At 68.3% G+C, this 23306-nt stretch carries 21 protein-coding genes; 15 read left to right on the top strand and 6 right to left on the bottom strand.

The genetic code is table 11. The features are described from left to right. Window positions 1-10 precede the first annotated feature (10 nt). From ACIQK7_RS02165 to ACIQK7_RS02155, 3 genes are all read left to right on the top strand, one after another. On the top strand, window positions 11-535 hold the full coding sequence (locus tag ACIQK7_RS02165; RefSeq protein WP_403020788.1) for a 3-hydroxyanthranilate 3,4-dioxygenase: 525 nt from the start codon (window positions 11-13) through the stop codon (window positions 533-535). A 14-nt stretch (window positions 536-549) separates the two neighbouring features. Further along, the gene (locus ACIQK7_RS02160) at window positions 550-1605 is read left to right on the top strand and encodes an amidohydrolase family protein (protein ID WP_403020785.1); all 1056 of its coding nucleotides are present in this window, start codon (window positions 550-552) and stop codon (window positions 1603-1605) included. An 80-nt stretch (window positions 1606-1685) separates the two neighbouring features. Continuing rightward, window positions 1686-2459 carry a sulfite exporter TauE/SafE family protein gene (locus ACIQK7_RS02155; RefSeq protein ID WP_403020782.1) on the top strand — a complete coding sequence of 258 codons (774 nt, stop codon included), beginning with the start codon at window positions 1686-1688 and terminating at the stop codon, window positions 2457-2459. Here ACIQK7_RS02155 and hrpA read toward each other — a convergent pair. From hrpA to ACIQK7_RS02140, 3 genes are read right to left on the bottom strand one after another with little or no spacing between them, the layout of a single operon-like run. Continuing rightward, window positions 2451-6365, bottom strand: coding sequence for an ATP-dependent RNA helicase HrpA (hrpA, locus tag ACIQK7_RS02150; RefSeq protein ID WP_403020780.1), 3915 nt, complete (start codon window positions 6363-6365; stop codon window positions 2451-2453). The genes ACIQK7_RS02155 and hrpA overlap by 9 nt on opposite strands. Before the next feature lie 12 nt (window positions 6366-6377). Further along, complete coding sequence (locus ACIQK7_RS02145; RefSeq protein WP_403020778.1) at window positions 6378-7034, bottom strand: response regulator; 657 nt, start codon at window positions 7032-7034, stop codon at window positions 6378-6380. After that, a complete protein-coding gene (locus tag ACIQK7_RS02140) occupies window positions 7031-8224 on the bottom strand; it encodes a sensor histidine kinase (RefSeq protein WP_403020776.1) in 1194 nt (397 codons plus the stop codon). Before ACIQK7_RS02140 ends, ACIQK7_RS02145 begins: the two co-directional genes overlap by 4 nt. 117 nt (window positions 8225-8341) lie before the next feature. Between ACIQK7_RS02140 and ACIQK7_RS02135 the strand changes: the two genes are divergently transcribed. The 12 genes from ACIQK7_RS02135 to ACIQK7_RS02080 all read left to right on the top strand — a co-directional run bounded on the left by ACIQK7_RS02135 (window position 8342) and on the right by ACIQK7_RS02080 (window position 18699). Further along, window positions 8342-9109, top strand: a complete 768-nt coding sequence (locus ACIQK7_RS02135) for a GAP family protein (RefSeq protein WP_403020773.1) — start codon at window positions 8342-8344, stop codon at window positions 9107-9109. A gap of 84 nt (window positions 9110-9193) precedes the next feature. Continuing rightward, complete coding sequence (locus ACIQK7_RS02130) at window positions 9194-9961, top strand: lysostaphin resistance A-like protein (protein WP_403020771.1); 768 nt, start codon at window positions 9194-9196, stop codon at window positions 9959-9961. A gap of 23 nt (window positions 9962-9984) precedes the next feature. Beyond that, the gene (locus ACIQK7_RS02125; RefSeq protein WP_403020769.1) at window positions 9985-10623 is read left to right on the top strand and encodes a hypothetical protein; all 639 of its coding nucleotides are present in this window, start codon (window positions 9985-9987) and stop codon (window positions 10621-10623) included. After that, window positions 10613-10903 carry a transcriptional regulator gene (locus tag ACIQK7_RS02120; RefSeq protein WP_403020767.1) on the top strand — a complete coding sequence of 97 codons (291 nt, stop codon included), beginning with the start codon at window positions 10613-10615 and terminating at the stop codon, window positions 10901-10903. Before ACIQK7_RS02125 ends, ACIQK7_RS02120 begins: the two co-directional genes overlap by 11 nt. Further along, window positions 10903-11823, top strand: a complete 921-nt coding sequence (locus tag ACIQK7_RS02115) for an ABC transporter ATP-binding protein (protein WP_403023941.1) — start codon at window positions 10903-10905, stop codon at window positions 11821-11823. Before ACIQK7_RS02120 ends, ACIQK7_RS02115 begins: the two co-directional genes overlap by 1 nt. Next, the gene (locus ACIQK7_RS02110; protein WP_403020765.1) at window positions 11823-12575 is read left to right on the top strand and encodes an ABC transporter permease; all 753 of its coding nucleotides are present in this window, start codon (window positions 11823-11825) and stop codon (window positions 12573-12575) included. The genes ACIQK7_RS02115 and ACIQK7_RS02110 overlap by 1 nt, the downstream gene beginning before the upstream one ends. Before the next feature lie 217 nt (window positions 12576-12792). Continuing rightward, window positions 12793-13455 (top strand): GntR family transcriptional regulator, encoded by a 663-nt coding sequence (locus ACIQK7_RS02105; protein ID WP_403020764.1) that lies wholly within the window; start codon window positions 12793-12795, stop codon window positions 13453-13455. After that, window positions 13449-14951, top strand: coding sequence for an MmgE/PrpD family protein (locus tag ACIQK7_RS02100; RefSeq protein WP_403023938.1), 1503 nt, complete (start codon window positions 13449-13451; stop codon window positions 14949-14951). Before ACIQK7_RS02105 ends, ACIQK7_RS02100 begins: the two co-directional genes overlap by 7 nt. Further along, window positions 14951-15868, top strand: a complete 918-nt coding sequence (prpB, locus tag ACIQK7_RS02095; protein WP_403020762.1) for a methylisocitrate lyase — start codon at window positions 14951-14953, stop codon at window positions 15866-15868. Before ACIQK7_RS02100 ends, prpB begins: the two co-directional genes overlap by 1 nt. A gap of 30 nt (window positions 15869-15898) precedes the next feature. Further along, a complete protein-coding gene (locus ACIQK7_RS02090) occupies window positions 15899-17017 on the top strand; it encodes a bifunctional 2-methylcitrate synthase/citrate synthase (RefSeq protein ID WP_403020760.1) in 1119 nt (372 codons plus the stop codon). 25 nt (window positions 17018-17042) lie between these two features. Continuing rightward, on the top strand, window positions 17043-17870 hold the full coding sequence (locus ACIQK7_RS02085) for an aldo/keto reductase (protein WP_403020759.1): 828 nt from the start codon (window positions 17043-17045) through the stop codon (window positions 17868-17870). Between the two features lie 52 nt (window positions 17871-17922). Next, window positions 17923-18699, top strand: a complete 777-nt coding sequence (locus ACIQK7_RS02080; protein ID WP_403020757.1) for a sulfite exporter TauE/SafE family protein — start codon at window positions 17923-17925, stop codon at window positions 18697-18699. Between the two features lie 22 nt (window positions 18700-18721). Here ACIQK7_RS02080 and ACIQK7_RS02075 read toward each other — a convergent pair whose 3' ends face one another. From ACIQK7_RS02075 to ACIQK7_RS02065, 3 genes are all read right to left on the bottom strand, one after another. Further along, the gene (locus tag ACIQK7_RS02075) at window positions 18722-19354 is read right to left on the bottom strand and encodes a pyridoxal 5'-phosphate synthase (RefSeq protein WP_403020755.1); all 633 of its coding nucleotides are present in this window, start codon (window positions 19352-19354) and stop codon (window positions 18722-18724) included. Between the two features lie 69 nt (window positions 19355-19423). Further along, entirely contained in the window at window positions 19424-20983 is a 1560-nt protein-coding gene (locus ACIQK7_RS02070; protein ID WP_403020753.1) for a glycosyl hydrolase family 18, read from the bottom strand. After that, complete coding sequence (locus tag ACIQK7_RS02065) at window positions 20980-23289, bottom strand: glycosyltransferase family 2 protein (RefSeq protein ID WP_403020752.1); 2310 nt, start codon at window positions 23287-23289, stop codon at window positions 20980-20982. Before ACIQK7_RS02065 ends, ACIQK7_RS02070 begins: the two co-directional genes overlap by 4 nt. Window positions 23290-23306 lie beyond the last annotated feature (17 nt).

The following is a 23306-nucleotide window of genomic DNA, read 5'->3' as shown; positions in this document are numbered from 1 at the left end:
GAACTGTCCAATGACGAACATTCCAGAGAAGTACAACTTCGAACAGTGGATCGCTGACAACGAGAGCTCGCTCAAACCTCCCGTGAACAACAAGGCGATGTGGCCTTCGAAGGACTTCATCGTGCAGGTCGTGGGTGGGCCCAACCAGCGCACCGACTTCCATGTCGACCCCTACGAGGAGTACTTCTACCAGGTGCGCGGCAACATGCACGTGAACCTGATGACGGAGGACGGGCCCAAGCGCGTCGACATCCGTGAGGGCGAGATGTGGCTGCTTCCCGGCAACATCCCTCACTCGCCGCAGCGCCCGGAGGTTGGCTCGATCGGCCTCGTGATCGAGAAGATCCGCGAGGAGGGCACGCGTGAGAAGTTCCAGTGGTACTGCCTCAACTGCTCGAATCTCGTGCACGAGGTCGAGTTGCAGGTGCGCGACATCGTCGAGGATCTGCCACCCGTGTTCGAAGAGTTCTACGCGCGGGATGACGCGGGGCGCACGTGCGAGCAATGCGGCACCGTGCACCCCGGTCGCGGTTGAACCGGGCCGTAGCCATGCGCACCACCATTCCCACGATCGACATCCACACGCATTACGTGCCCCGCGGATGGCCCGAGCTCTCCCAGGTTGCAGGCGGTCCCGGCCCCTGGCCGTGGCTGCGGGTCACCGGCGAGCGGGATGCGATGCTCATGCTGGGCGAGACCGAGTTCCGCCCGCTGCTGTCGAACGCGTGGAGCGCCGACGATCGCCTCGAGCAGATGGACGCGGACGGTGTCGATATTCAGGTCGTCTCGCCGACGCCGCTGTTTTTCTCCTACGCGAACGATCCGGAGCAGGCGATCAAGGTCAGCCGCATCTTCAACGATTTGGCGCTCGACATCTGCGAGCCGGCTCGCGGACGGCTGATCCCGTTCGCCCAGGTGCCGCTGCAGGACACGGATGCCGCGTGCCGCGAGCTTGACCGTTGCATCGACAACGGTCACCGCGGCGTAGAGATTGGCAACCACGTCGGCGACAAGGACCTCGATGATGAAGGTATCGTCGCATTCCTCCAGCACTGCGCCGACCGCGACGTGCCTGTATTTGTGCACCCGTGGGACATGCCGAACTCGCCGCGTCTCGACCGCTGGATGGCGCAGTGGCTCGTAAGCATGCCAGCCGAGACGCACCTGTCGATCCTTTCGCTGATCCTGGGTGGCGGTTTTGACCGGCTGCCGCACTCGCTGCGCATCTGCTTCGCGCACGGCGGAGGATCATTCCCCTACTGGGTGGGTCGCATGGACAATGCCTGGCACGGTCGGCCCGATCTGATTGCGAAGTCCGAGCATCCGCCGTCGCACTACCTCGACCGATTCAGCGTCGACTCCGTCGTCTTCCGCGAAGATGCTCTGCAGCTGCTCGTGAGCACGATGGGGACCGAGGGGGTCATGCTCGGCTCCGACTACCCCTACCCGCTCGGTGAGTCGCCCTCGGGGCACCTCATTCGCAGTGCGGGCTTCTTGAGCGAGGAGCAGCGTCGCGCCCTCCTCGGCGGCAACGCCCTGAGATTCCTCGGCATGGAGGAGGCAACCCAACCGGAGCCCGAGGCGCTCGTGCGCAGCGCGTCCTGACTAACTTTGAGGGGACCCCGGTCAAGTTGCATCGAGGGTGGGGTGAGATCATTCAGCAGGCCGATAGGCGGGCGCGGCCGGTGACGCCGCGCAGAGTGCTCGCCCTTGCGTCCGTCGGCGTGCTTGCCGGATTCTTCTCGGGCATGTTCGGTGTGGGCGGGGGCATTGCGATCATCCCGTTGCTTGTCATCGCCCTGCACTACCAGCCGCGACTGGCCAGCGGTACCTCGCTCACGGCGATCTTGCCCATCACGGTCGTGGGAGGCCTCGGGTATTCCGTTGCTGGCAACGTCGACTGGGTCATCGCAGGATGCCTTGCAGTCGGGGCCGTCGTGGGTTCGTTCTTCGGCACGCAGGTCTTGGTGCGTATCGGCCAACACTGGGTGCAAGGCGGATTCATTGTGTTTCAGGTCGTCATGGCGGTCGTGCTGTTCCTCACGGCGCCTGAGCGTGACGCTGAGGTTGGCTACAGCGTGCCCCTGCTTGCGGTCGTTGTGCTGATCGGTTTCATCACGGGTGGCCTCTCGGGTCTTTTCGGCATCGGCGGCGGAGTGACGATCGTTCCGCTCATGATGCTCATCGTCGGCATGGGTGACCTCGCGGCTCGCGGGACCTCGCTCGTCATGATGATTCCCACCGCGATCGTCGGCACGCTCAATAATTTGCGCAATGGCAACGCAGATGTCCCCGCGGCCGTGCTTATCGGGTGCAGCGCGGTGCCCGCGTCCCTCGGTGGCGTTGCCGTGGCAGGACTTATCTCTCCCCAGCTGAGCAATGTGCTCTTCGCGGCGCTCATCGTCGTCTCGGCGACGCAGCTCACGATTAAGGCGTGGCGCCAGCGCGGCTCAGCGTGATGCGAGCGCCTTCTGCACCCGCTGCACCGAAACCGGTCCGGCCGTACCGAGGTGCTGCGCGAAGAGACTGATGCGCAGTTCCTCGAGCATCCAGCGCACCTGCACGAGGGTGGCTTGCGATGGCTCGTCGATCAGTTCGCGCGTCAGCGGCAGCGTTCCCCCCGCCTTCACATAGAGCTCAGTGGCCTTCTGCACCTCCGCCATCCACACGCGGTCGCGGCCCAGGTTCTCGGCGAGGCGGCCGACCCGGTGCGTGATGCCGTCGAGGTACAGCGGGATGCGGCGGAGACGCTCCGCCCCGGCGATTCCGACGAACCCTGGGTGCACGAGGGCGCCGAGTTGCTCGCGCGCGTCGGCGAGCGGCGCGATGAGGGCCATGCTTGTCGCAGACTTGATGGCCTTCTCGGCGGCGCGCGCCGCGGCGAGCGAGCGAGCCGTGAGCGAGACCGTGGTGAACAGCCCGTCGACGATGCCGGAGGAGGCGCGGTCGCGAACTGCCTCAAACTCTGCACGCGTCCAGGGGAGGCCCGAGGCATCCATCGCCTGTCCGATGACCGCATCGAGCGTCGCCGCCATGGCGTCGGCGAAGAGTTCCTTCGTCGACGCGTAGGGGCTCGCGCCGAGGCTGAGGATCTCAGCCGGGGTCAGGTGCTGCTGCACATACGCGGTGGGTGCGGGGATCGCGAGCTGTAGCATCCGACGCACTCCTCGACGGTGCTCGCGCAGCTGCTCGGCGGGCGTGCTCATGAGCCGGATGGCGACCGAACCGCCCTCGTCGACGAGCGCCGGGTAGCCGCGCACGACGTTGCCCGCGAGCTTGGTGTCGCGCACGCGCGGCAGCTCCTCGAAGTCCCAGGAGGTGAGCCCCGAACGTTCGATGGACGGGGCGGATGTCGCGGCCGCCGCACCCGGACGAGGCGCGGGCTGTGACGCCCGCGCGTGGGCCTTCGCAACGCTCTCCCGAGCGCGGTCGCGCAGCTTGGCCTGCAGCGAGGTGAGGTTCTTCGATCGGGCGAGTTCGCGGCCGTGCTCGCCGATGACCGCGAAGGTCACGAGCAGGTGATCGGGCACGCGTTCGAGTTCGAAGTCCTCGACGTCAACGGGCGTGTAGGTGCGGCGCTGGATCTCGCGGGCGAGATATTCCGTGAGCGGCATCTCGGTGACGTCGAGCTCCTCGGGGAGGTCGGCGAGGAGCTTGCGCGCCCAGTCGCCCGCGGGCACGACATTGCGGCGGATCGCCTTTGGCAGCGCCTTGATCAGGGCGGCGACCAGGTCTGGGCGCAGGCCGGGCACCTGCCAGTCAAAGCCTGCGGGGGAGAGGCGGGCCAGTAGGGCGAGCGGCACGTGCACGGTGACGCCATCGTCCTTCGCGCCGGGCTCGAAGCGGTAGGTGAGTTTGAGCCGCTGATCGCCCTGGTGCCACCACTTCGGGTAGTCCGACTCGAGCAGTTCTGGCGCTGCGTCGGACTCCTCGAGCAGGTCTTCGCGCGTCATCGTGAGGAGCTCTGGCTGCTCCACCCTGGTGCGCTTCCACCACGCCTCGAAGTCCCGCTGCGTGCATACCTGTGCGGGAATGTGACGGTCGTAGAACTCGAAGACGGCCTCGTCGTCGAGCAGGATGTCGCGGCGGCGGGTGCGCTCCTCAACCTCGGCGAGCTGCTTTCGCAGGGCCCGGTTGGCGCGATCGAACTGGGTCAGGCGCTTGTCGAGCCGTGTGACATCCCATTCGCCCTCGATGAGGGCATGCCTGATGAAGAGTTCGCGGGACTGCACGGGGTCGATGCGTGCGAACTGCACGCGGCGACGCGCGACGATCGGCACGCCGTAGAGGGTGACACGTTCGTAGGCGACCGCGGCGCCCTGTTTCTTCTCCCAGTGGGGTTCGCCGTACTGCCGCTTGACGAGGTCACCCGCGAGCGGCTCGGCCCAGGCGAGGTCGACGGCGGCGTTCATGCGGGCGAAGAGGCGGCTCGTCTCCACGAGCTCGGCCGACATGATCTCGGCGGGCAGCTTCTTGGCGAGCGCCGAGCCCGGGAACACGGAGAAGCGCACCTGCCGCGCCCCGATGTATTCGCCCTTCTTGTTGCGCGGACGATCGCGATCCTTCGGCGCCTTGCCGGATGCCGGCACCACGGTGTCGTCACGAACGCCGAGCTGGCTCAGGAGCCCCGCCATGAGCGACTTGTGGATGCCGACCCCGTCGTTGCTCGGTTCGCCGACCGTGAGCCCCAGCGACTTCGCCATGCGGGTGAGCTGTCGGTAGACATCCGCCCATTCCCGCACGCGCAGATAGTTGAGGTACTCGGCCTTGCACAGGCGACGGAACTGGTTGCCGCTGAGGGCCTCCTCCTGCTCCTTGAGGTAGTTCCAGAGGTTCAGGAGGGTGAGGAAGTCGCTCGTCTTGTCGACGAAGCGGGCGTGCATCTGGTCGGCCTGCGGGCGCTTCTCGAGTGGTCGCTCGCGCGGGTCCTGGATGCTCAGGCCGGCGACGATCGCCATGACCTCGCGCGTCACGCCGTGGCGACCCGACTCGATGACCATGCGGGCGAGGCGCGGGTCGATCGGCAACTGCGAGAGCTGGCGGCCGACCTTCGTGATCTCGGCGTTGCCCTTGACCGCCCCCAGCTCGCGCAGCAGGTCGAGTCCGTCCTTGATGCCGCGGGAATCGGGCGGCTGCAGGAACGGGAAGTCCTCGATCGCGCCCAGCCCGAGCGAGATCATCTGCAGGATGACCGCGGCAAGGTTGGTGCGCAGAATCTCCGGGTCGGTGAACTCGGGCCGCTTCTTGAAGTCCTCCTGCGAGTACAGGCGGATCGCGATGCCGTCGCTGGTGCGGCCGGAGCGCCCGGAGCGCTGGTTCGCGGATGCCTGCGAGATCGCCTCGATCGGCAGCCGCTGGATCTTCGCGCGCGTGCTGTACCGGCTGATGCGCGCGGTGCCCGCGTCGATCACGTACTTGATGCCGGGCACGGTCAGCGAGGTCTCGGCGACGTTGGTCGCGAGCACGATGCGGCGACGGATGCCCGGGCTCGAGCTCCTCTGGAACACCCTGTGCTGGTCGGCCGAACTCAGCCGCCCGTAGAGCGGCAGTACCTCCACGCCGGGCAGATTCCGCGACCGGATCGCATCCTCCGCATCGCGGATCTCGTTCTCACCGCTCAGGAAGACGAGGATGTCGCCGCTGCCCTCCCGCCCGAGCTCGTCGATCGCGGCGTTGATGCCGTCGAACAGGTCGATCGCGTCGCCCGTGCCGCTCGACTGCTCATCGTCGGGATCATCGCTGGGCGCATCCGGGGCCAGCGGGCGGTACCGAATCTCGACCGGGTAGGTGCGCCCGCTGACCTCGACGATGGGGGCGGGGTCACCGGACGCGGCGGCGAAGTGCCTGGCGAAACTCTCCGGGTCGATCGTCGCCGAGGTGATGATGACCTTGAGCTCGGGGCGCTTCGGCAGCAGCTGCTTGAGGTAGCCGAGCAGGAAGTCGATCGTGAGGCTGCGCTCGTGCGCCTCGTCGATGATGATGGCGTCGTACTTGCGGAGCATCCGGTCGCGGTGGATCTCGTTAAGCAGGATGCCGTCGGTCATCAGCTTGATGCGGGTGCCCTTGGCGGTGCGGTCGGTGAAGCGCACCTGGTAGCCGACGAGTTCGCCGACCTCCTGCCCGAGTTCCTCGGCGATGCGTTCCGCGATCGTGCGGGCGGCGATGCGGCGGGGCTGCGTGTGCCCGATTGACTCGTAGCCGAGTTCGAGCAGCATCTTGGGCAGCTGCGTCGTCTTGCCCGAGCCGGTGGCGCCCGCCACGATGACGACCTGGTTGTCGCGGATGGCCGCGCTGATGTCGTCACGCCGTTGGCTGACCGGGAGGTCTTCCGGGTACGTGACGGTGACGGGGAGGGCGGCAGTCATGAGCCCTCCATCCTACGTCGCGGGCGTGTCGAGCCCCGCCTCCCGCGCGAGGATCGCCGCCTGCATGCGGGTGCTGCAGTCGAGCTTGGCGAGCACGCGGGAGACGTGGGTCTTGGCGGTCGCGGTCGAGATGTGGAGTTCGCGGGCGATCTCGGCGTTCGAGCGGCCCTGTGCGAGGCCGCGCAGCACGTCGATCTCGCGGGCGGTGAGGGTCTCGAGCCAGGCGGGGGCCGCGGATGCCTCGGGCTCGGCCGTGCGCGCGAAGGCGTCGAGCAGCCCGCGCGTGACCTCCGGGGCGAGCACGCCTTCGCCCGTGGCGACCCGTCGCACGGCATCGATGAGTTGGGGCCCGCCGACGGTCTTGAGCAGGAACCCGGCGGCGCCCGCGCGGAGTGCGTCGAAGACGACGTCGTCGTGGCCGAAGGTCGTGAGCACGAGCACCTCGGCGAGGCCTTCGCCACGGATGGCGCGGGTGGCGGCGATGCCGTCGACCCCGGGCATCCGGATGTCCATGAGCACGACGTCGGGGCGGAGGGCGCGCGCGTTGCTGATGGCGGTGGCGCCGTCGCCCGCTTCGCCGACGACCGTGACGTCGTTGGCGTTCTGCAGGAGCAGCCGCAGGCCGGAGCGGATGGCGGCGTGGTCGTCGGCGAGGAGCACGCTGATCATGTGGTCACGCTCGCGATGGGGTTTGTGGCGAGTGGGATTGCGGCGCGAACGAGCCAGTGGTCGTCGGGGGTCCAGCCGGCGCTGAAGGTGCCGCCGAGGGCTTCGGCCCGCTCGCGCATGGTGGTGGTGCCCATCCCGCCACCCGCGGCGTCGGCTGTGGCGTTTCCGCGGGCGTTAGTGACCCTGATGTCGACCTTCTCGGCCCCCACCTCTACCTCGATGCGGATGCTCGCGCCCATGGCGTGCCGGGCCGCGTTGCCGAGGGCCTCCTGCACGATGCGGTAGGCGGCGTGGTCGACCGCGGCGGGGAGGCGAGGAATGGGCTCGGGCGTGACCCGGTAGTGCACCTCGGTGCCGCGGGAGCGCGCGCCCGCGACGAGTTCCGCGATCTCGGCGAGGCGGGCGGGGGAGACGAGCGCGTCGTCCTCGCCGCGAAGCAGGTCGATCATGGAGCGCATCTCCTCGAGGGCTTCCACGCTGGCGGAGCGGATCGCCCCCAGCGCCTGCGCCTCGCGCGCTGGGGTGTCGGCGGTGAGGGCCGCCTCCGAGTGGATTGCGATCGCCGAGAGGTTGCCGGCGAGTGCATCGTGCAGGTCGTGGGCCATGCGGGTGCGTTCCCCGCGCACGGCGTCGGCCTCCCGCAGTTCGGCGAGGCGCTGGATGTCGCGGGCCCTCGCGGCAGCGAGCTCGGCGAGTTCGCGCTGCTGGCGCACCGAAAGGCCCCACCAGAGCGGGGTGCCGAGGAGTGCGAAGACCTGCAGGCCCATGAGGATGGTCTGCTGCAGGTCGCCCGTGACGATGAACGTTCCCGCCGTGCTGGCGACGACGACGGCGACGGCCGCGATCCCCAGCCGGCGTGGGGTGCCGGGGCCGGAGTAGAGGGCGGCGGCGTAGAGCAGGTTGACGAGCGCGATGATGACGCCGAGGCTGCCGCCCGCGTAGGCGTCGACGGCGAAGGCGACGAGGCCGATGCCGAGGGCGATGAGCGGATGCCGCCGCTCGATGAGGATCGCGCCGCACGCGACGGCGAGCGGCAGCACGTGCCACCACGGGGAGAAGGTGTGGCCTCCGAGGGGTTCCCATGCCCTGACGAGTCCGACCGAGAGCAGCAGCAGTCCGAGCGCGGCGACCCCCAAGGCCTCGGCGATTGCGCGCGTGCGGTCTTGGCCCCACCACTCGCGAACATCCACGATGCAATCTCAGCACAGGCGCCGACCTCCGGGGTCATCCGAAGGATGTACCCGCCTGTGACGGGTTCGGCCGGGTGGCCGATTCCCGCGTGAGCGGCCGCCCGCGACGCTGGTGGCATGCTCTCCCTTCCGCTCGATCTCCCGCTCGAACTGGCGCTGCCGCTCCTGGCCCTCGCGCTGGTCGACTCGCTCAGTTTCGGCACCCTCCTCATCCCCATCTGGCTCCTGCTGGCGCCGGGCCGCCTGCGGGCCTCGCGGGTGTTGGTGTTCCTCGCCACCGTCGCGCTGTTCTACTTCGGCGTGGGCTTGCTGCTTACGGCGGGGGCGGTCACGTTCCTCTCCGACGCGGGGTTCCTCGAGGGGCCAGTGGCTGGCCGTGTGCAGTTCGTCATCGGGGCGGGCCTGCTGGTGTGGAGCTTCTTCATTGGCCGCAAGAAGACGGATGCCGCGGGCGAGGGTGCCGACGCCACGCCGGGGCGTCTGCTCCGCTGGCGCGACCGGGCCATGCACGACGGGGGCGGGCGCGGTTCCCTCCTCAGCCTCGTGGCGCTCGCGCTCACGGCGGCCGTGCTGGAACTCGCCACGATGCTGCCGTACCTGGCGGCCGTGGGCCTCATCAGCGGCTCGGAGCTCGACGGCGGAACTCGCGCAGTGACCCTCGCGGCCTACTGCGTCGTCATGGTGGTGCCGGCGCTCGTGCTGCTGGCGGCCCGCATCCTCGCCCGACGGCTGGTCGAGCCGCTGTTGCAACGTCTTGCGGCATGGATGGCCCGCGAGGGTGCCGAAACGACCTCCTGGATCGTGGGGATCGTCGGCTTCCTCGTTGCTCGAGACGCGATCTCGCGGGTGCCCGAGCTCACTGACGTGCTCGGGTTCATCTCCTGAGGCAGGGGGGCGCTGGTCGACAGCGCTCGCGCGCGAGGAACAAAGTCATTGCGCTCGCAGAGCACTTTGTGTTACAAAGTAGCCATGTCTTCCCGCCCCGCCACCTCGCTGCAACACACCGCGCTCGCGGTGGCGCTTCCGTTCGCGCGGGTCGCCCTCGTCGCCGCAGCGGCGCTGGCGACGGTGGGCGTGCTGGCGCTCCTTGGCCAGCCCGCGGGGATCGCCGCCGCCGGGTCCCTGTCAGCCCTGTATCTCCTGCCGGTCAACGTGATCACCCTCCTGGTGCTGCGTCGCGTCGTGCACGCCGAGGGCACGACCCTGCGGGCGATGCTCGGCTTCGATCGCGCACGCCTTGGCCGCGACATCCTGTGGGGCCTGCTCTGGATCATGGTGCTCTACGTGCCCTTCGCTGGCGCCATCATCGGCACGATGTTCGCCCTCTACGGAGCCGACACGTTCATGAGCTTCGAGGCGGTGTTCGCCCCGGATGTCACGGAGTTGCCCTTGATGAGCATGGCGGCATCGATCGTCTTCGCCGTCGTGGTGGTGCTGACCTTCGCGCCGCTCAACGCGCCGACGGAGGAGCTGCTGTTCCGCGGCTACAGCCAGGGACGGCTCCGCGGGGTCGCGGCGATCGTGGTGCCGTCGCTTGCCTTCGGCCTGCAGCACGTCTTCTTCGCCAGCACCGTGCCCGGCATGCTCGTGCTCGGCATCGCCTTCTTCGTGTGGGGGCTCGGCTCCGCGCTGATCTTCCGCTGGCAGGGGCGGCTCATGCCGCTCGTCGTCGCCCACTTCGTCGTCAACCTGTTCACGAGCGTGCCCGCGCTCATCCTTCCCTTCGTGCTCTCATGACCACCCCTACGAAAGCAGTCACCATGACCGAATCTGACGAGGACCGCCCCCTCGACCCGGCCGAGATGCTCGCGCTCGCCGAGCGACAGCGCCGCCGTGTTGACCTGGCCTACATCGCTCCCGTTGCCTGGCTCTACCTCGTGTGGGGCATCGCGTGGTTCGTTGGCTTCGTGCTCCTCTGGCTCGGCCGCGTGACGGACTGGATGCCCCTTTCGCTGGCCGGCACGGTGTTCGGCGTGCTGCTCGTCGCCTCGATCGTGACGTCCGCCATCGTCGGGATGCGGATCGGGCGCGGGGTGCGCGGTGGCTCGACCGCGTTCCAGGGCTCCGTGTACGGCATCTCGTGGTCGCTCTCGGGTATGGCCTTCGCCGCAGTCGGGGTGGGGCTCATCAGCAACGGGATGTCACCGGAACTCGCGGCCCTCTACTTCCCCTCCGCCTACGCGCTCATGGCCGGGCTCATGTACCTCGCGGGCGCAGCCCTGTGGACTGAGCGCAGCCAACTGGTGCTCGGATGCCTCCTGCTCGTCGTCGGCTCGGTCGCCCCCTTCTTCGGTCTCCCCACCAACAACCTGGTGATGGCAATCGGTGGAGGCGGCGGCTTCCTCGTGGCCGCGGCGCACGTCGCCCTCGTGATCAGGAGGGCACGCCGTGGAGCTTGATCCGGTCATTCATGCGGCGGCACGGCTGCGCATCACCGCGACCCTCGCAACGCTGCCGGTGGGCGACCAGATGTCGTTCCCTCGCCTACAGGAACTGCTCGACATGACGGCGGGCAACCTCTCGACCCATCTCCGCAAGCTCGAGGATGCGGAATACGTCGAGATCACCAAGACACACCAGGGGCGCACACCCGTCACCTACCTGGCCCTCTCGAAGCGCGGTCGTCGCGCCTTCGAGGACTACACCGAAACTCTCCGAAACCTGTTGGGAGCACCATGATGAACACCCTCGCTCGCCTCGAGCACGTGACGCGCCGCTTCGGCGACGTCACCGCCCTCGACAATGTCTCCCTCGAGATCGGCTCCGGCCGCATCGTGGGCCTCCTCGGCCCCAACGGTGCCGGCAAGAGCACGCTCCTCTCCCTCCTGCAGGGCCTCCGCAGGCCGACCTCCGGCACCGTCGAACTCTTCGGCGGCAGCCCCGGCGACCACCACAACCGGCGGATGCTCGGCTGCACCCCGCAGGAGACGGCCCTGCCCCCGACGCTGCGGGTGGGGGAGGTGCTCGATTACGTCGGCGCACACTTCGAGAACCCGGCACCCAAGCAGGAGCTCGCCGAGCAGTTCGGCTTCGCCGACCTGCTGCGCCGCCAGACCGGCTCGCTCTCGGGCGGGCAGAAGCGGCGCATCAGTGTGGCGCTCGCCTTCGTCGGGCGGCCGAAGCTCGTGCTGCTCGACGAGCCCACGACGGGACTCGACGTCGACGCACGCAAGGTGCTGTGGGCGGCCGTCCAGGCGCAGCAGGCCGCCGGCGCGACGGTCGTCGTCACAAGCCACTACCTCGAGGAGATCGAGGCGCTCGCGGAACGCGTCGTCGTGATCGGGGAGGGCCGCGTGCTCGCCGACGACGACCTCTCGAGCGTGCTGGAGCAGGTGGGGCTCCGGATGCTTCGGCTCACGACCGAGCATCCGGATGCCGTCTCCGCCCTCCCCGAGGTCGTCGACACCCGTGCCGAGGAGGACGGTGCGCACACCTTCTTCGTTCGCGACGCCGACGAGGCGGTGCGTGCCCTCGTGCACTCGGGAGTGCCGTTCCACGGGCTCTCGGTGCGCGGCGCAAGCCTCGAGGAGGCATTCCTGACACTCACCGGAGGCGCAGGCGCCCAGCCGGTTCACCTCAACGCCAAGGGAAGCAACTGATGTCCACCATGAACCTCGCCCTCGTCCACGCCAAGTACGGGCTGCTCGAGACCATGCGCATCCCCATCGCCGTGATCAGCGCGCTCGCGTTCCCCGCCCTCGCCCTGCTGTTCTTCGTCGTGCCGCAGGAGGTGGTTGCCGCCAACCCGCTCTACGCGACGCAGGCCGTGATCTCGCTGAGCGTCTTCGCGGTGATGTCGAACTCGTTGTTCAGCTTCGGCCTCACGATCTCCGAGGATCGCGAGAAGCCGTGGGACCCCTACCTCCGCACGCTGCCCGGATCCGGCGTCTCGCGGGTGCTCGGCTATGTGTTCTCGATCGGAATGATGGGGCTCGTCGCGATCCTGCCCGTGATCGTCATCGGCAAGCTGTTCACGGCGGCCGAAGCATCCGTGTCTGGAGTGCTGCTGGGGTTGGTGGCGCTCGCCGTCTCGGCACTGCCGTTCATGCTGATCGGGGTCTGCATCGGCTACTCGATGCCCTCGAAGGCGGCGATCGCGGTCGTGCAGATCGTGATGTTCAGCTTCGCGTTCGCGGGTGGGCTGTTCCTGCCGCCCATCATGTTCGCGCCGTGGCTCGACACGCTCTCGACGTTCTTCCCCTCGCGGCAGGCGCGTGAGCTCGTGATCTGGGCGGTGCAGGGTGGCGAGCTGCACCCGTGGGTGTGGATCGGCATCCTCGTGTGGATTGCGGGCACCGCCGCCCTGGCGCTGTTCCTCTTCCGCCGCGACGAGGGTCGCCGCTTCCGCTGAGGCCCGCGTCGTGCGCGCGATGTGCGCTTTTGATGGCGACGTGCGGAGTAAAGCACGCGCAACGCCACCAAAGGCGCACATCGCCCGTGTCGCCGGCTGCCGACCCTTCGTGCGTGTATACAGAGGGCGGGCTAGAGGGGCCTCTCTCGCCAAATTTGTTGGCTCACGGTGCTTTTGTGTATACAGTGGGGATGTCAGTGAGGCGAAAGGGGCAACGATGCGAGCATCAGATCGCGCCTACCGCGCTCTTCGCGACGACATCCTCGACTGGCAACTCCCGCCCGGCACGGTCCTGGGCGAGGTTGAGCAGTCCGAGCGTCTCGGCGTCAGCCGCACGCCCCTCCGTGAGGCACTCTCTCGCCTCGTCGCCGACGGCCTCGTCGCAACCCAGACGGGCCGCGGCCTCGTCGTCACCGACGTCTCCCTCGACAACATCCGCGAGCTCTTCGAGGTGCGCCGCGCCCTCGAGGAGCAGGCGGCCCGCCTCGCGGCAGTGCGAGCGGATGCCACCACCTTCGCCGCGCTCGAGGCAGAGTTCCGCGCGGCCCCCGGCCTGCTGGCATCCGACGACCCTGCACGCCACGACTACTACGACCTCGTCGCGCGCTTCGACACCGCAATGGACGACGCCGTGCGCAACCCCTACCTGGTCGCCGCGCTGAGCTCGCTGCGCACCCATCTCGCGCGCATCCGCCGCCTTGCGAAAGACGACCCCGCGCGCCTGCGTCAGGCCGCGACGGAGCATCTGCTCATCGTGCAGGCGATCCTCGCCCGCGACGCCGACCTCGCGGCCCACGCGACCCACGTCCACCTCCACAACGCCCTCACCAGCGTCCTCGCCACGGCGGGGACGACCCCCTTCGAAAGGACCGCATCGTGAAGCTCCACCCCGTGCGCACATACCGCAGCGACGAGAACCTGCCCCGCGAGGAGCAACTCGCCTACAAGATCGCGGATGTCGCATCCGAGCGTGTCGACGTCACGGAGGAAGTCACCGACATGGTGATCAACCGCGTCATCGACAACGCCGCGGTCGCCGCCGCGAGCCTGACCCGCGCGCCCGTCGTCTCTGCCCGCGAGCAGGCCGAGCGCCACGGCGGCTTCGAGCCCGGCGCGACGGTCTTCGGCACGACGACCCGCGTCAGCCCGGAGTGGGCAGCATGGGCCAACGGCGTCGCCGTGCGCGAGCTCGACTACCACGACACCTTCCTCGCCGCGGAGTACTCGCACCCGGGCGACAACATCCCTGCGATTCTGGCCGTCGCCCAGCACATGGGCCGCAACGGTGACGACCTGCTCCGCGGCATTGTCACGGGCTACGAGATCCAGATCGACCTCGTTAAGGCCATCAGCCTGCACAAGCACAAGATCGACCACGTCGCACACCTTGGCCCCTCGGCGGCGGCCGGCATCGGCACGCTCCTCGGCCTCGACACCGAGACGATCTTCCAGGCCGTCGGCCAGGCGCTCCACACGACGACGGCGACTCGCCAGTCGCGCAAGGGCGAGATCTCCACGTGGAAGGCACACGCCCCCGCCTTCGCCGGGAAGATGGCGGTCGAAGCGGTCGACCGGGCCATGCGCGGCCAGACGAGCCCCACCCCGATCTACGAGGGTGAGGACGGCGTCATCGCGTGGCTGCTCGACGGGCCAGAGGGTCGCTACGAGGTGCCGCTGCCCGAGCGGGGTGAGGCGCGCCGCGCCATCCTCGACAGCTACACGAAGGAGCACTCGGCCGAGTACCAGGCGCAGGCGTGGATTGACCTCGCCCGCAAGCTCGGCACGGAGCGTCCCGAACTGCGTGACCCCGCCAACATCCGCAGCGTCGTGCTCCACACGAGCCACCACACGCACTACGTGATCGGTTCGGGCGCGAACGACCCGCAGAAGTACGACCCGACGGCGAGCCGCGAGACGCTCGACCACTCGATCCCGTACATCTTCACGGTCGCGCTGCAGGACGGCAGCTGGCACCACGTCGACTCCTACGCGCCGGAGCGCGCTGGTCGCCCCGACACGGTCGAGCTGTGGCACAAGGTCACGACGCTCGAGGATGCCGAGTGGACGCGCCGCTACCACTCCAACGACATCAGCGAGAAGGCCTTCGGCGGTCGCGTCGAGATCGAGCTCATGGACGGCACCCGCGTCGTCGACGAGATCGCTGTCGCCGACGCCCACCCGCTCGGTGCCCGGCCCTTCGCGCGCGAGCAGTACGTCGGCAAGTTCCGCACCCTCGCCGAGGGCGTGCTCGAGGCTGACGAGATCGAGCGCTTCCTCGACGTCGCGCAGCGCCTGCCCGAGCTGAGCGCCGACGAGCTCTGCGGCCTCACGATCAACGCGGAACTCCCGCGCCTCACCACGAGGGGGATCTTCTGATGCTGTACTCCACCAAGACCTCCGCCGAGAAGCGGGCCGGGCTCCGCGAGCGCCTCGCGAGCGGCGAGCTCCAGCGCTTTCCAGGATCCTTCACCCCGCTCAGCACGCGGCTCATCGAGGAGAAGGGCTTCGAGGGCGTCTACATCTCGGGCGCCGTGCTCAGCAATGAGCTCGGACTGCCCGATATCGGCCTCACGACCCTCACCGAGGTCGCCCAGCGCGCCGGCCAGATCAGCCGGATGACCGACCTCCCGTCGCTCGTCGACATCGACACGGGCTTCGGCGAGCCCATGAACGTCGCCCGCACGATCCATGAACTCGAGGACGCTGGCGTCGCTGGCGTGCACATCGAGGACCAGGTCAACCCCAAGCGCTGCGGTCACCTCGACGGCAAGGCGGTCGTGGATGACGACACTGCAATCAAGCGCGTGCGCGCCGCGGTCGAGACCCGCCGCGACGCGAATCTGCTCATCATGGCGCGCACCGACCTGCGCGGCACGATCCCTGGAGAGGCCGGACTCGCCGCATCCATTGATCGCATGAAGGCGCTCGTGGATGCGGGCGCCGACGCGATCTTCCCGGAGGCGATGGCCGACCTGAGTGAGTTTGAGGCCGTGCGGAAGGCGATCGACGTGCCGATCCTCGCCAACATGACGGAGTTCGGCAAGAGTGCCCTCTTCACGACCGAGCAGCTGCGGGATGTCGGCGTCAACATCGTCATCTACCCCGTCACCCTGCTGCGGGCGGCGATGGGGGCAGCCGAGCGCGTGCTCGACACGATCGTCGCCGAGGGCACGCAGGAGGCATCCGTGCCCGAGATGCTCACGCGGGCCCGTCTTTACGAACTCGTCGACTACGCGGGGTATAACTCCTTCGACGAGGGCGTGTTCAACTTCACCGTTCCCGGCCGGCACTGACCGGCTCACGAAGCATCACGAAGGAGTGTCATGACTGAGGAGATTCGCAAGGGACTCGCGGGGGTCGTCGTCGACACCACCGCCATCTCGAAGGTGAACCCCGAGACCAACTCGCTGCTCTACCGGGGCTACCCGGTGCAGGAGCTCGCCGCCAAGTGCACCTTCGAGGAGGTCGCCTACCTGCTCTGGCACGGCGAGCTGCCGACGCCCGTGCAGCTGGAGGAGTTCCAGGAGCTGGAGCGCTCGCAGCGCCGCCTCGACCCCGTCATCAAGCGGGTCATCGACGAGCTGCCGACGACCGCGCATCCGATGGATGTCGTGCGCACCGCCGTCAGCGTCATCGGCGCCCAGGATGACACGGTGCCCGGGATGTCGTCGGCCGATGACGAGGAGGCGAACCTGCGCCGCGCGATCAGCATGTTCGCGCGCATCCCCGCGATTGTCGCCTACGACCAGCGCCGCCGCCGCGACCAGGAGCTCGTCGAACCGCGCGATGACCTCTCCTACTCGGCGAACTTCCTGCACATGACCTTCGGTGAGGTGCCCGAGGCGGTCGTGGTCGAGGCATTCGACGTGTCGATGATCCTCTACGCGGAGCACTCCTTCAATGCCTCGACCTTCACTGCGCGCGTCGTCACCTCGACGCTGAGCGACATCTACAGCGCGGTCGTGGCCGCGATCGGCGCACTCAAGGGCCCGCTCCACGGCGGCGCCAACGAGGCGGTCATGCACGTCTTCGACGAGATCGTCATCCCCGAGCGTGCCGAGGAGTGGCTCGATCAAGCCCTCGCCGAGAAGCGCAAGATCATGGGCTTCGGCCACCGCGTCTACAAGAACGGCGACTCGCGCGTGCCCACCATGAAGAAGGCGCTCGACACCCTCATCGAGCACTACGACGCAGGCCAGATGGGCGAACTCTACGACCGCCTCGAAGCGGCGATGGATGCCCGCAAGTCGATCAAACCCAACCTCGACTACCCGAGCGGCCCCGCCTACCGGCTGATCGGCTTCGACACCGAGATGTTCACGCCGCTCTTCGTGGCGTCGCGCGTGACCGGCTGGACGGCGCACATCATGGAGCAGCTGCGCTCGAACTCGCTCATCCGCCCCCTCAGCGCCTACAACGGGCCAGACCAGCGCGAGGTGTGACCCAAAACGGTGGCACGATAGTGGGATGACGATTCCCACCATCACGCTCAACTCCGGCCGCGACATTCCCCAGCTGGGGTTCGGGGTGTTCAAGGTGGACCCGGCGGAGACCGAGCGCATCGTCACCGACGCCCTCGAGGCGGGCTACCGCCACATCGACACGGCGGCAATCTACGGCAACGAGGAGGGCGTGGGGCGCGCCATCGCGAAGTCGGGCATCCCGCGCGATGAGCTCTTCATCACGACCAAGCAGTGGATCACGGAGCAGGCGGCCGACCGTTCCCGCCCCGCGATCGAATCGAGCCTCGAGAAGCTCGGCCTCGACCGCGTCGACCTCTACCTGATCCACTGGCCAGCGCCCGCGAACGATCTCTATGTCGAGGCATGGCACGCGCTCGAGCAGTTCCAGGCGGACGGCCTCACCAGCTCGATCGGCGTCTCCAACTTCCTGGTGCCGCACCTCGAGCGCCTGCTCGACGCGAGCGACATCGTGCCCGCCGTCAACCAGATCGAGGTACACCCCGCCTACCAGCAGCCCGGCGTACAGGCGTTCTGCCGCGACAAGGGCATCGCGATCGAGGCGTGGGCACCGCTCGGCCAGGGCAAGTACCCGCTCTTCGAGGAGGCGGCGGTGGCGGATGCTGCCGAAGCTCACGGCAAGACGCCAGCGCAGGTCGTCGTCCGCTGGCACCTGCAGCGTGGGCACATCGTCTTCCCCAAGTCGAACCGTGCCGAGCGCATGGCCGAGAACTTCGACGTCACCGACTTCGAGCTGACGATCGGCGAGGTTGCGGCGATCACGGCCCTCGAGCGCGACGGGCGAGTCGGCTCGCACCCCGACAGCTTCAACTGAGCCCACCCAATCCTCCGCTCCAGCCCCTGCCCGGCCCTTCCCGAAAGCGCCCATGAAGACTCGTCGCGTGCTCCTCCTCGCCCTCACGGGCATCCTTGCGGGCTTCTTCTCTGGCCTGTTCGGGGTGGGCGGCGGCATCGTCATCGTGCCGCTGCTGGTGATCCTGCTGCACTACCAGCAGCGTCGCGCGAGCGGCACCTCGCTCTCGGCGATCCTGCCCACGGCGATCGCGGGCTCGCTCGGCTACGCGATCAACGGTGACGTCGACTGGGTTGTGGCCGGATGCCTCGCGGCCGGCGCCATCGTCGGCTCCATCATCGGCACGGCACTCCTGGCACGCATCTCGCAGCTCTGGCTCAGGTGGGGCTTCATCGCCTTCCAGGTGGTCATGGCCGCGAGTCTCTTCTTCACCGTGCCCGACCGCGGCGGCGAGTTCGTCTACTCGCTCGGTTCAGTGCTCGCGCTTGCCGGGGTCGGACTCGCCACGGGCATCCTGTCGGGGCTCCTCGGTGTCGGGGGCGGCGTGATCGTGGTTCCCGTGATGATCGTGCTCTTCGGCATGGGGGACCTCGTCGCGAAGGGGTCTTCGCTCGTCATGATGATCCCCACGGCGATCACGGGCACGATCAACAACCTTCGCAACGGCAACGCCGATGTGAAGGGGGCGCTCATGATCGGCCTCTTCGCGGTGCCGTCATCGTTCGGCGGGATCGCGGTGGCCGGCTTCGTCGACCCGCAACTCGGCAGCGTGCTCTTCGCGCTCCTCCTCGTGTTCACGGCAACCCAGCTCGCAATAAAGGCGATTCGCCAGCACCGCAACAAGGGCTGAGCCCGCCGGTGCGACCGCGACGCTAGGGCTGCAGTCGCCGATGCGTCCAGGCGTCGCCGTTGCGTTCGTACAGCAGGCGCCGGTGCAAGCGGTGCACGGTGCCGTGCCAGAACTCGACGACCTCGGGCTCGAGCCGGTAGCCGTACCAGTACTCGGGCCGAGGCAGGACCTCGGGCGAAGCCGCGAGGGCGGAGGCGCGCTCGACGAGCGCTGCCGGGTCGTCGAGCGGCTCGCCCTGGTGTGATGCGATTGCCGATGCCTGGGACGGGATGGGTCGCGCGGCGAAGAGCGCGTCGGACTCCTCCTCGCTGAGCCGCCGCGCGGGCCCAGCCAGTCGCACCTGCTGGATCGTCTCGCGCCAATAGGCCGTCATCGCGCCCCATGGCTGCCCTGCGAGTTCGCGCCCCTTGCGGCTCGTCGCCGTCGTGGTGAATGTCACGCCCGCGGCATCCACTCGCTTCAGCAGCACCATGCGGTTTGAGGGCCGGCCGTCGGCATCCGCCGTTGCGAGTGCGACCGCGAGGTGTTCGCGCGCCCCCAACTGCTCGGCGCGCGAGAACCAGGTCACGAGCAGCGCACCGGGGTCGCGTGGGGGCGAGTCGAACTCGGGCAGCTCAAGGCCGCCGTCGCCGCTGAGGGTCTGCGGGTAGTTCATGGTCGCAATGCTAAGCCCGACCCGTCCCGGCGAGGGGAAGCGCACGAACCCCCACGCGGCCCTTTCGGCTCACTCCGCCGCGACGGCCTCCTCGATCTCCTCGACAGTGAGCGGGCGCCAGGCGGCACCGCCAGGATCGGCGCTGTACTTCTCCGGGCTGTCGGCCGTCGTCCACCACTTCGCTTCGTAGGCGAGGCCGTCGAAGATGACCCGGTCGCCCTTCTCGAAGACCGCCATGCCGTCCCACTCCGGGTACATGCCGGCGGGGATGGTTGGCTGGTCGACCGGTTTCTCTCCCTCAAGCACTGGCCCGAGGAGCGTCCACGGGGTCTCGAAGGAACTGAGCACGGGTGCGTCGGGGGCGTCACCCGAGGTCCACCACTTCGTCTGGTAGACGGCCTGCTTCCACACGACCTTCGTGCCGGCGGGGTAGGAGGCCGTTTCGTTCCAGATCGGGTACGGGCTCGTCTCGGGGTCGTCCACTATCTCGCCGTCCTGCGGTTCCGCGAGGGTGATCGCCCCAGCCGAGCTCTCGAGTGCGCCATCGAAGTCGGCGGCGAGCAGGTCCGCGAACCGCGTGGTGCCCTGCTCCACTCCGCTGCACGAATCCGAGACTCGCGTCAGGTGCACATAGTTGGGGCCGCACTCGGTGTCGCGGTTGAGTGACCACATCGAGAGGCGGCCGAGGCCCTGCTCCAGGCTGAAGGCGTTGAGCGCGGTTGCATCCTCAAGCGTGAACACCTCCGTCGCGACATCGTTCTGGCCGATCATGGGCGTCGCGCCCAGCTTGCGCCACAGCGTCGCGCTCGAGAGCGGAGTGTCAGCCTGCGAGTAGAGGATGCCGAGTTGGCGGTGGGTCTCGCGGAGTGCGCGAGCCGAGGCATCCGCCATCGTCTCGCCGTCATCGAGGCTGTCGCCGAAGTTCATCGTCATGACGTTGACCCCTGCGATGTCGACACCAGCCGCGAGCATCTGGGCCACGAAGGTCGTTCCGTCCTCCGTGAGGCCGAAGGTCGCGGCGGGCAGCGTCAGCCACACCGCGAGGTCTTCGCCCGCAGCCCGGCGCGACTGCTGCACGCCCGCGATGGCCTGCGCGCGTCGTTCGCCGGCCTCCGCGTCGGAGAGGTTCTCTCCCTCGATGTCGAGGTCGATCGTCGAGGCGCCATAGCGCTCGATCACGGTCTCGTAGGCGCGAGTGAGGGAACGGGCATCCGTGCACGATGTCGCGAGTTCGTCGTTGAGCAGCCCGCCGAAGGAGATGCCGATGGCTCCGCCCTGCTGCTCGAGGCGCGCGATGCGCCGGTCGAGGTCGAGGTCGGTTGCGGCGGCCGCCAGCGTGTATGCACCACCCCAGGTGGGTGTGCAGGGCGCGTCGGCCGCGGCGACGATGAAGGAGAGCATCACCTGCGAACTGCTCTCGCCTGCGGGGTTCTCGAACTCGTGGTGGGGTGTCGCCGTGACGTCGACGTAGCCTGCGAACCAGGGTTCCGCCGAGACGACATCGCGCGAGACGGCCCAGTCGCGCACGTTGATGAATCCGGCGGCGACGACGGCGCAGATGACCGCGAGGGCGATCGTCAGGCGCAGCTTCGACAACCTGCGGGTGGGCCCGCTGTGTGTCGCGCTCATGATGCGACCTCCTCGCGACTCGGGGTGGCCTGCTTCGCGGGAGCGGGCTCTGCCGCCTCCACGTGGGTGAGTTCGTGACGCAGGGTGCCCACCGACTCGTCGCCGTAGTAGAGCACGGCCCGCCAGTCGGGCTCGGCGTCTTCGGGCGGTGCGGGCGGAGCCTTGGGCGGCACCTCCACGAAGAGCCAGCCGATCGCCGCCCGCCACAGGTCGACGATCATGTTGCCGATGCCGATGTATGCGATCGTCGCGTAGGTGGCGAGGATGGCGTTGAACGCGGCGAAGGCGGCGTTGCCCCAGTTGCCCACCTGCACGTCGCGCATGAACGTGAGCACCGAGAAGGCGATGATCGCGAGGGGCGACAGCAGGTAGATCACGGGCACGGAGGTGCGGTTGCGCACCTTCGGGGTGCGGGCAAAGGGTATCTTGCGCCCCGTGAGCGCCTGCTCGATCGACTTGAGCACGCCGGCCAGGTTGACCGGCAGCAGGATCAGGTTGAAGCCGTAGATGCGCAGGATGTCGCTGAACCGGTATCCGCTGTAGCGCAGGTCGGTGCCCATGGCGATGAAGTAGGGGAGCGCGGCCATCAGCACGACGGGGCTCAGCAGGCGGCTGTCGTAGGGGTAGGCGAGCAGGAACAGCAGGCCGAAGCTGGCCCACGTGATCGATGCCATGTAGTTGACGCGCAGCAGGATCTCGCTCAGCCGCACTCTCTCGCCCCGGGCCCGGCGCTCGCGCACCTGCCGCACGAGTTTCGGCATGATGAGCAGTCCACCGTTGGCCCAACGCCGTCGCTGCACGACGAGCGAACCGAAGTCGGGCGGGGTCGCGCTGTAGCTGAGGCGCTCCGGGTGATTCGCGAGCGACCAGCCGTGCGTGCCGAGGTCGATGCTCGATTCGGTGTCTTCGATGACGGTCCGGTCCTGCACATAGCGCTTCACGACGAAGCCACCGGATGTCTCGGTCTCGACGATGTCTTCGAGGGCGGCTTTGCGGATCACCGCGTTCGCGCCCACCCAGAAGGTTGCGTCGTAGTGGGTCTTGCCCTGGTGAAGGATGTGCTGCAGGTCGGTCGTCGCTCCCGCGAGCCGCTCGATGCGGGTCGCCGCTCCCCGGAACGACGAATACGGGGTCTGCGTCACGCCCACACGCTCGTTGCCCGGCTGCTCCATGAAGTGCACGAGCCTCAGGCAGTACTCACGCAGGAGCAGCGAGTCGGCGTCGAGCGTGAGGATGTACTCGGTGTCGGGGATGACGAGGTCTGCCTGGCGGGCATCCGTGACGGGGCGCAGCACCCGGCCGCTCGGCGTCTCCTCGGTGCGGTAGGAGCCTCCCATCAGGCCGATGTAGGCGTTGAGGTTCATCGCCTTGTTGGCCTCGTGCGAGAGGGATGCGAAGAGCTTTCGCTCGAAGGTCGCGACCTCGGCGCGGAAGATGCGCTCGAGTCGCTGGTGGAGCTCAAGCATGCGCGCTGCCGGCAGGCTTTCGTCGCGGTCGGCAGCGGTTGCCAGGGCTCGGCCGGTCGTGGCCAGGTCTCCCGCGAGGCCGAGCAGCACCTGGTTGACGAAGAAGTCGTCGACGTGGTCTTCACGCTTCTCGGTCTCAGCCTTGTGGCTGATCCACTCGGCGGCCCAGGCGTAGTGTTCCGCGAGTCGCCGCACGGTGTCAGCGCTGGCGTCGCCCGTGGCGCCGTCGTGTTCGAAGTCGAGCCGGGCCGCCTCGAAGCGGGCCGCTGGTTCGCTGAGCTCCTGCGAGATCTCGTCGGCAAGGCCTCGGGTGCGTTCGAGGTCCTCCGCGGCCGAGGGGTCGCTGGGGTGGGGCGGGTCGTCGACGAGGAGCACGACACGCACCGAGGGGAACTCCTGGAGGCAGGCGGACCACAGCGTGGCCCGAACGACATCCGGCTCCTCCCGGTAGGAAGGCACCAGCACGGTGATTGCGCTGTCCTTGCCTGCGAAGTGCCGATCGATCTCGGCGCGGGGCGTGCGCTCATACGCGCGGAACCGCTGGAGTGCTCCGTGCCGCGCGAGCAAATACATGAGCGCGGAGAAGGTGAGGAAGGTCACGACCACGAGGTAGGAGAAGGCCTCCATCGTGAATCGGAAGCCGCCGATCTCGTTGTTGATGAACTGGCGCAGGATCGTCCAGATGACGTAGAGCACCCAGAGGGCGACCGTCAGCACGATGGCGGCCCGGGCGAGGGTGATCTTCTCGTCGCTCGGTTTCGGATGGGTCGTGGGGAGGGGAGTCACGCGGGACTCGGCTCCCCATTGGCGGCGTCGTACGGCGGATTCGGGGCGCGGCATTGGGGTCCTTTGTGGCC

Source organism: Salinibacterium sp. GXW1014 (assembly GCF_044769865.1).
Classification (GTDB): domain Bacteria; phylum Actinomycetota; class Actinomycetes; order Actinomycetales; family Microbacteriaceae; genus Homoserinimonas.
The sequence above is the reverse complement of the archived record's forward strand: the minus strand, read 5'-3'. Positions and strand labels throughout refer to the sequence as shown.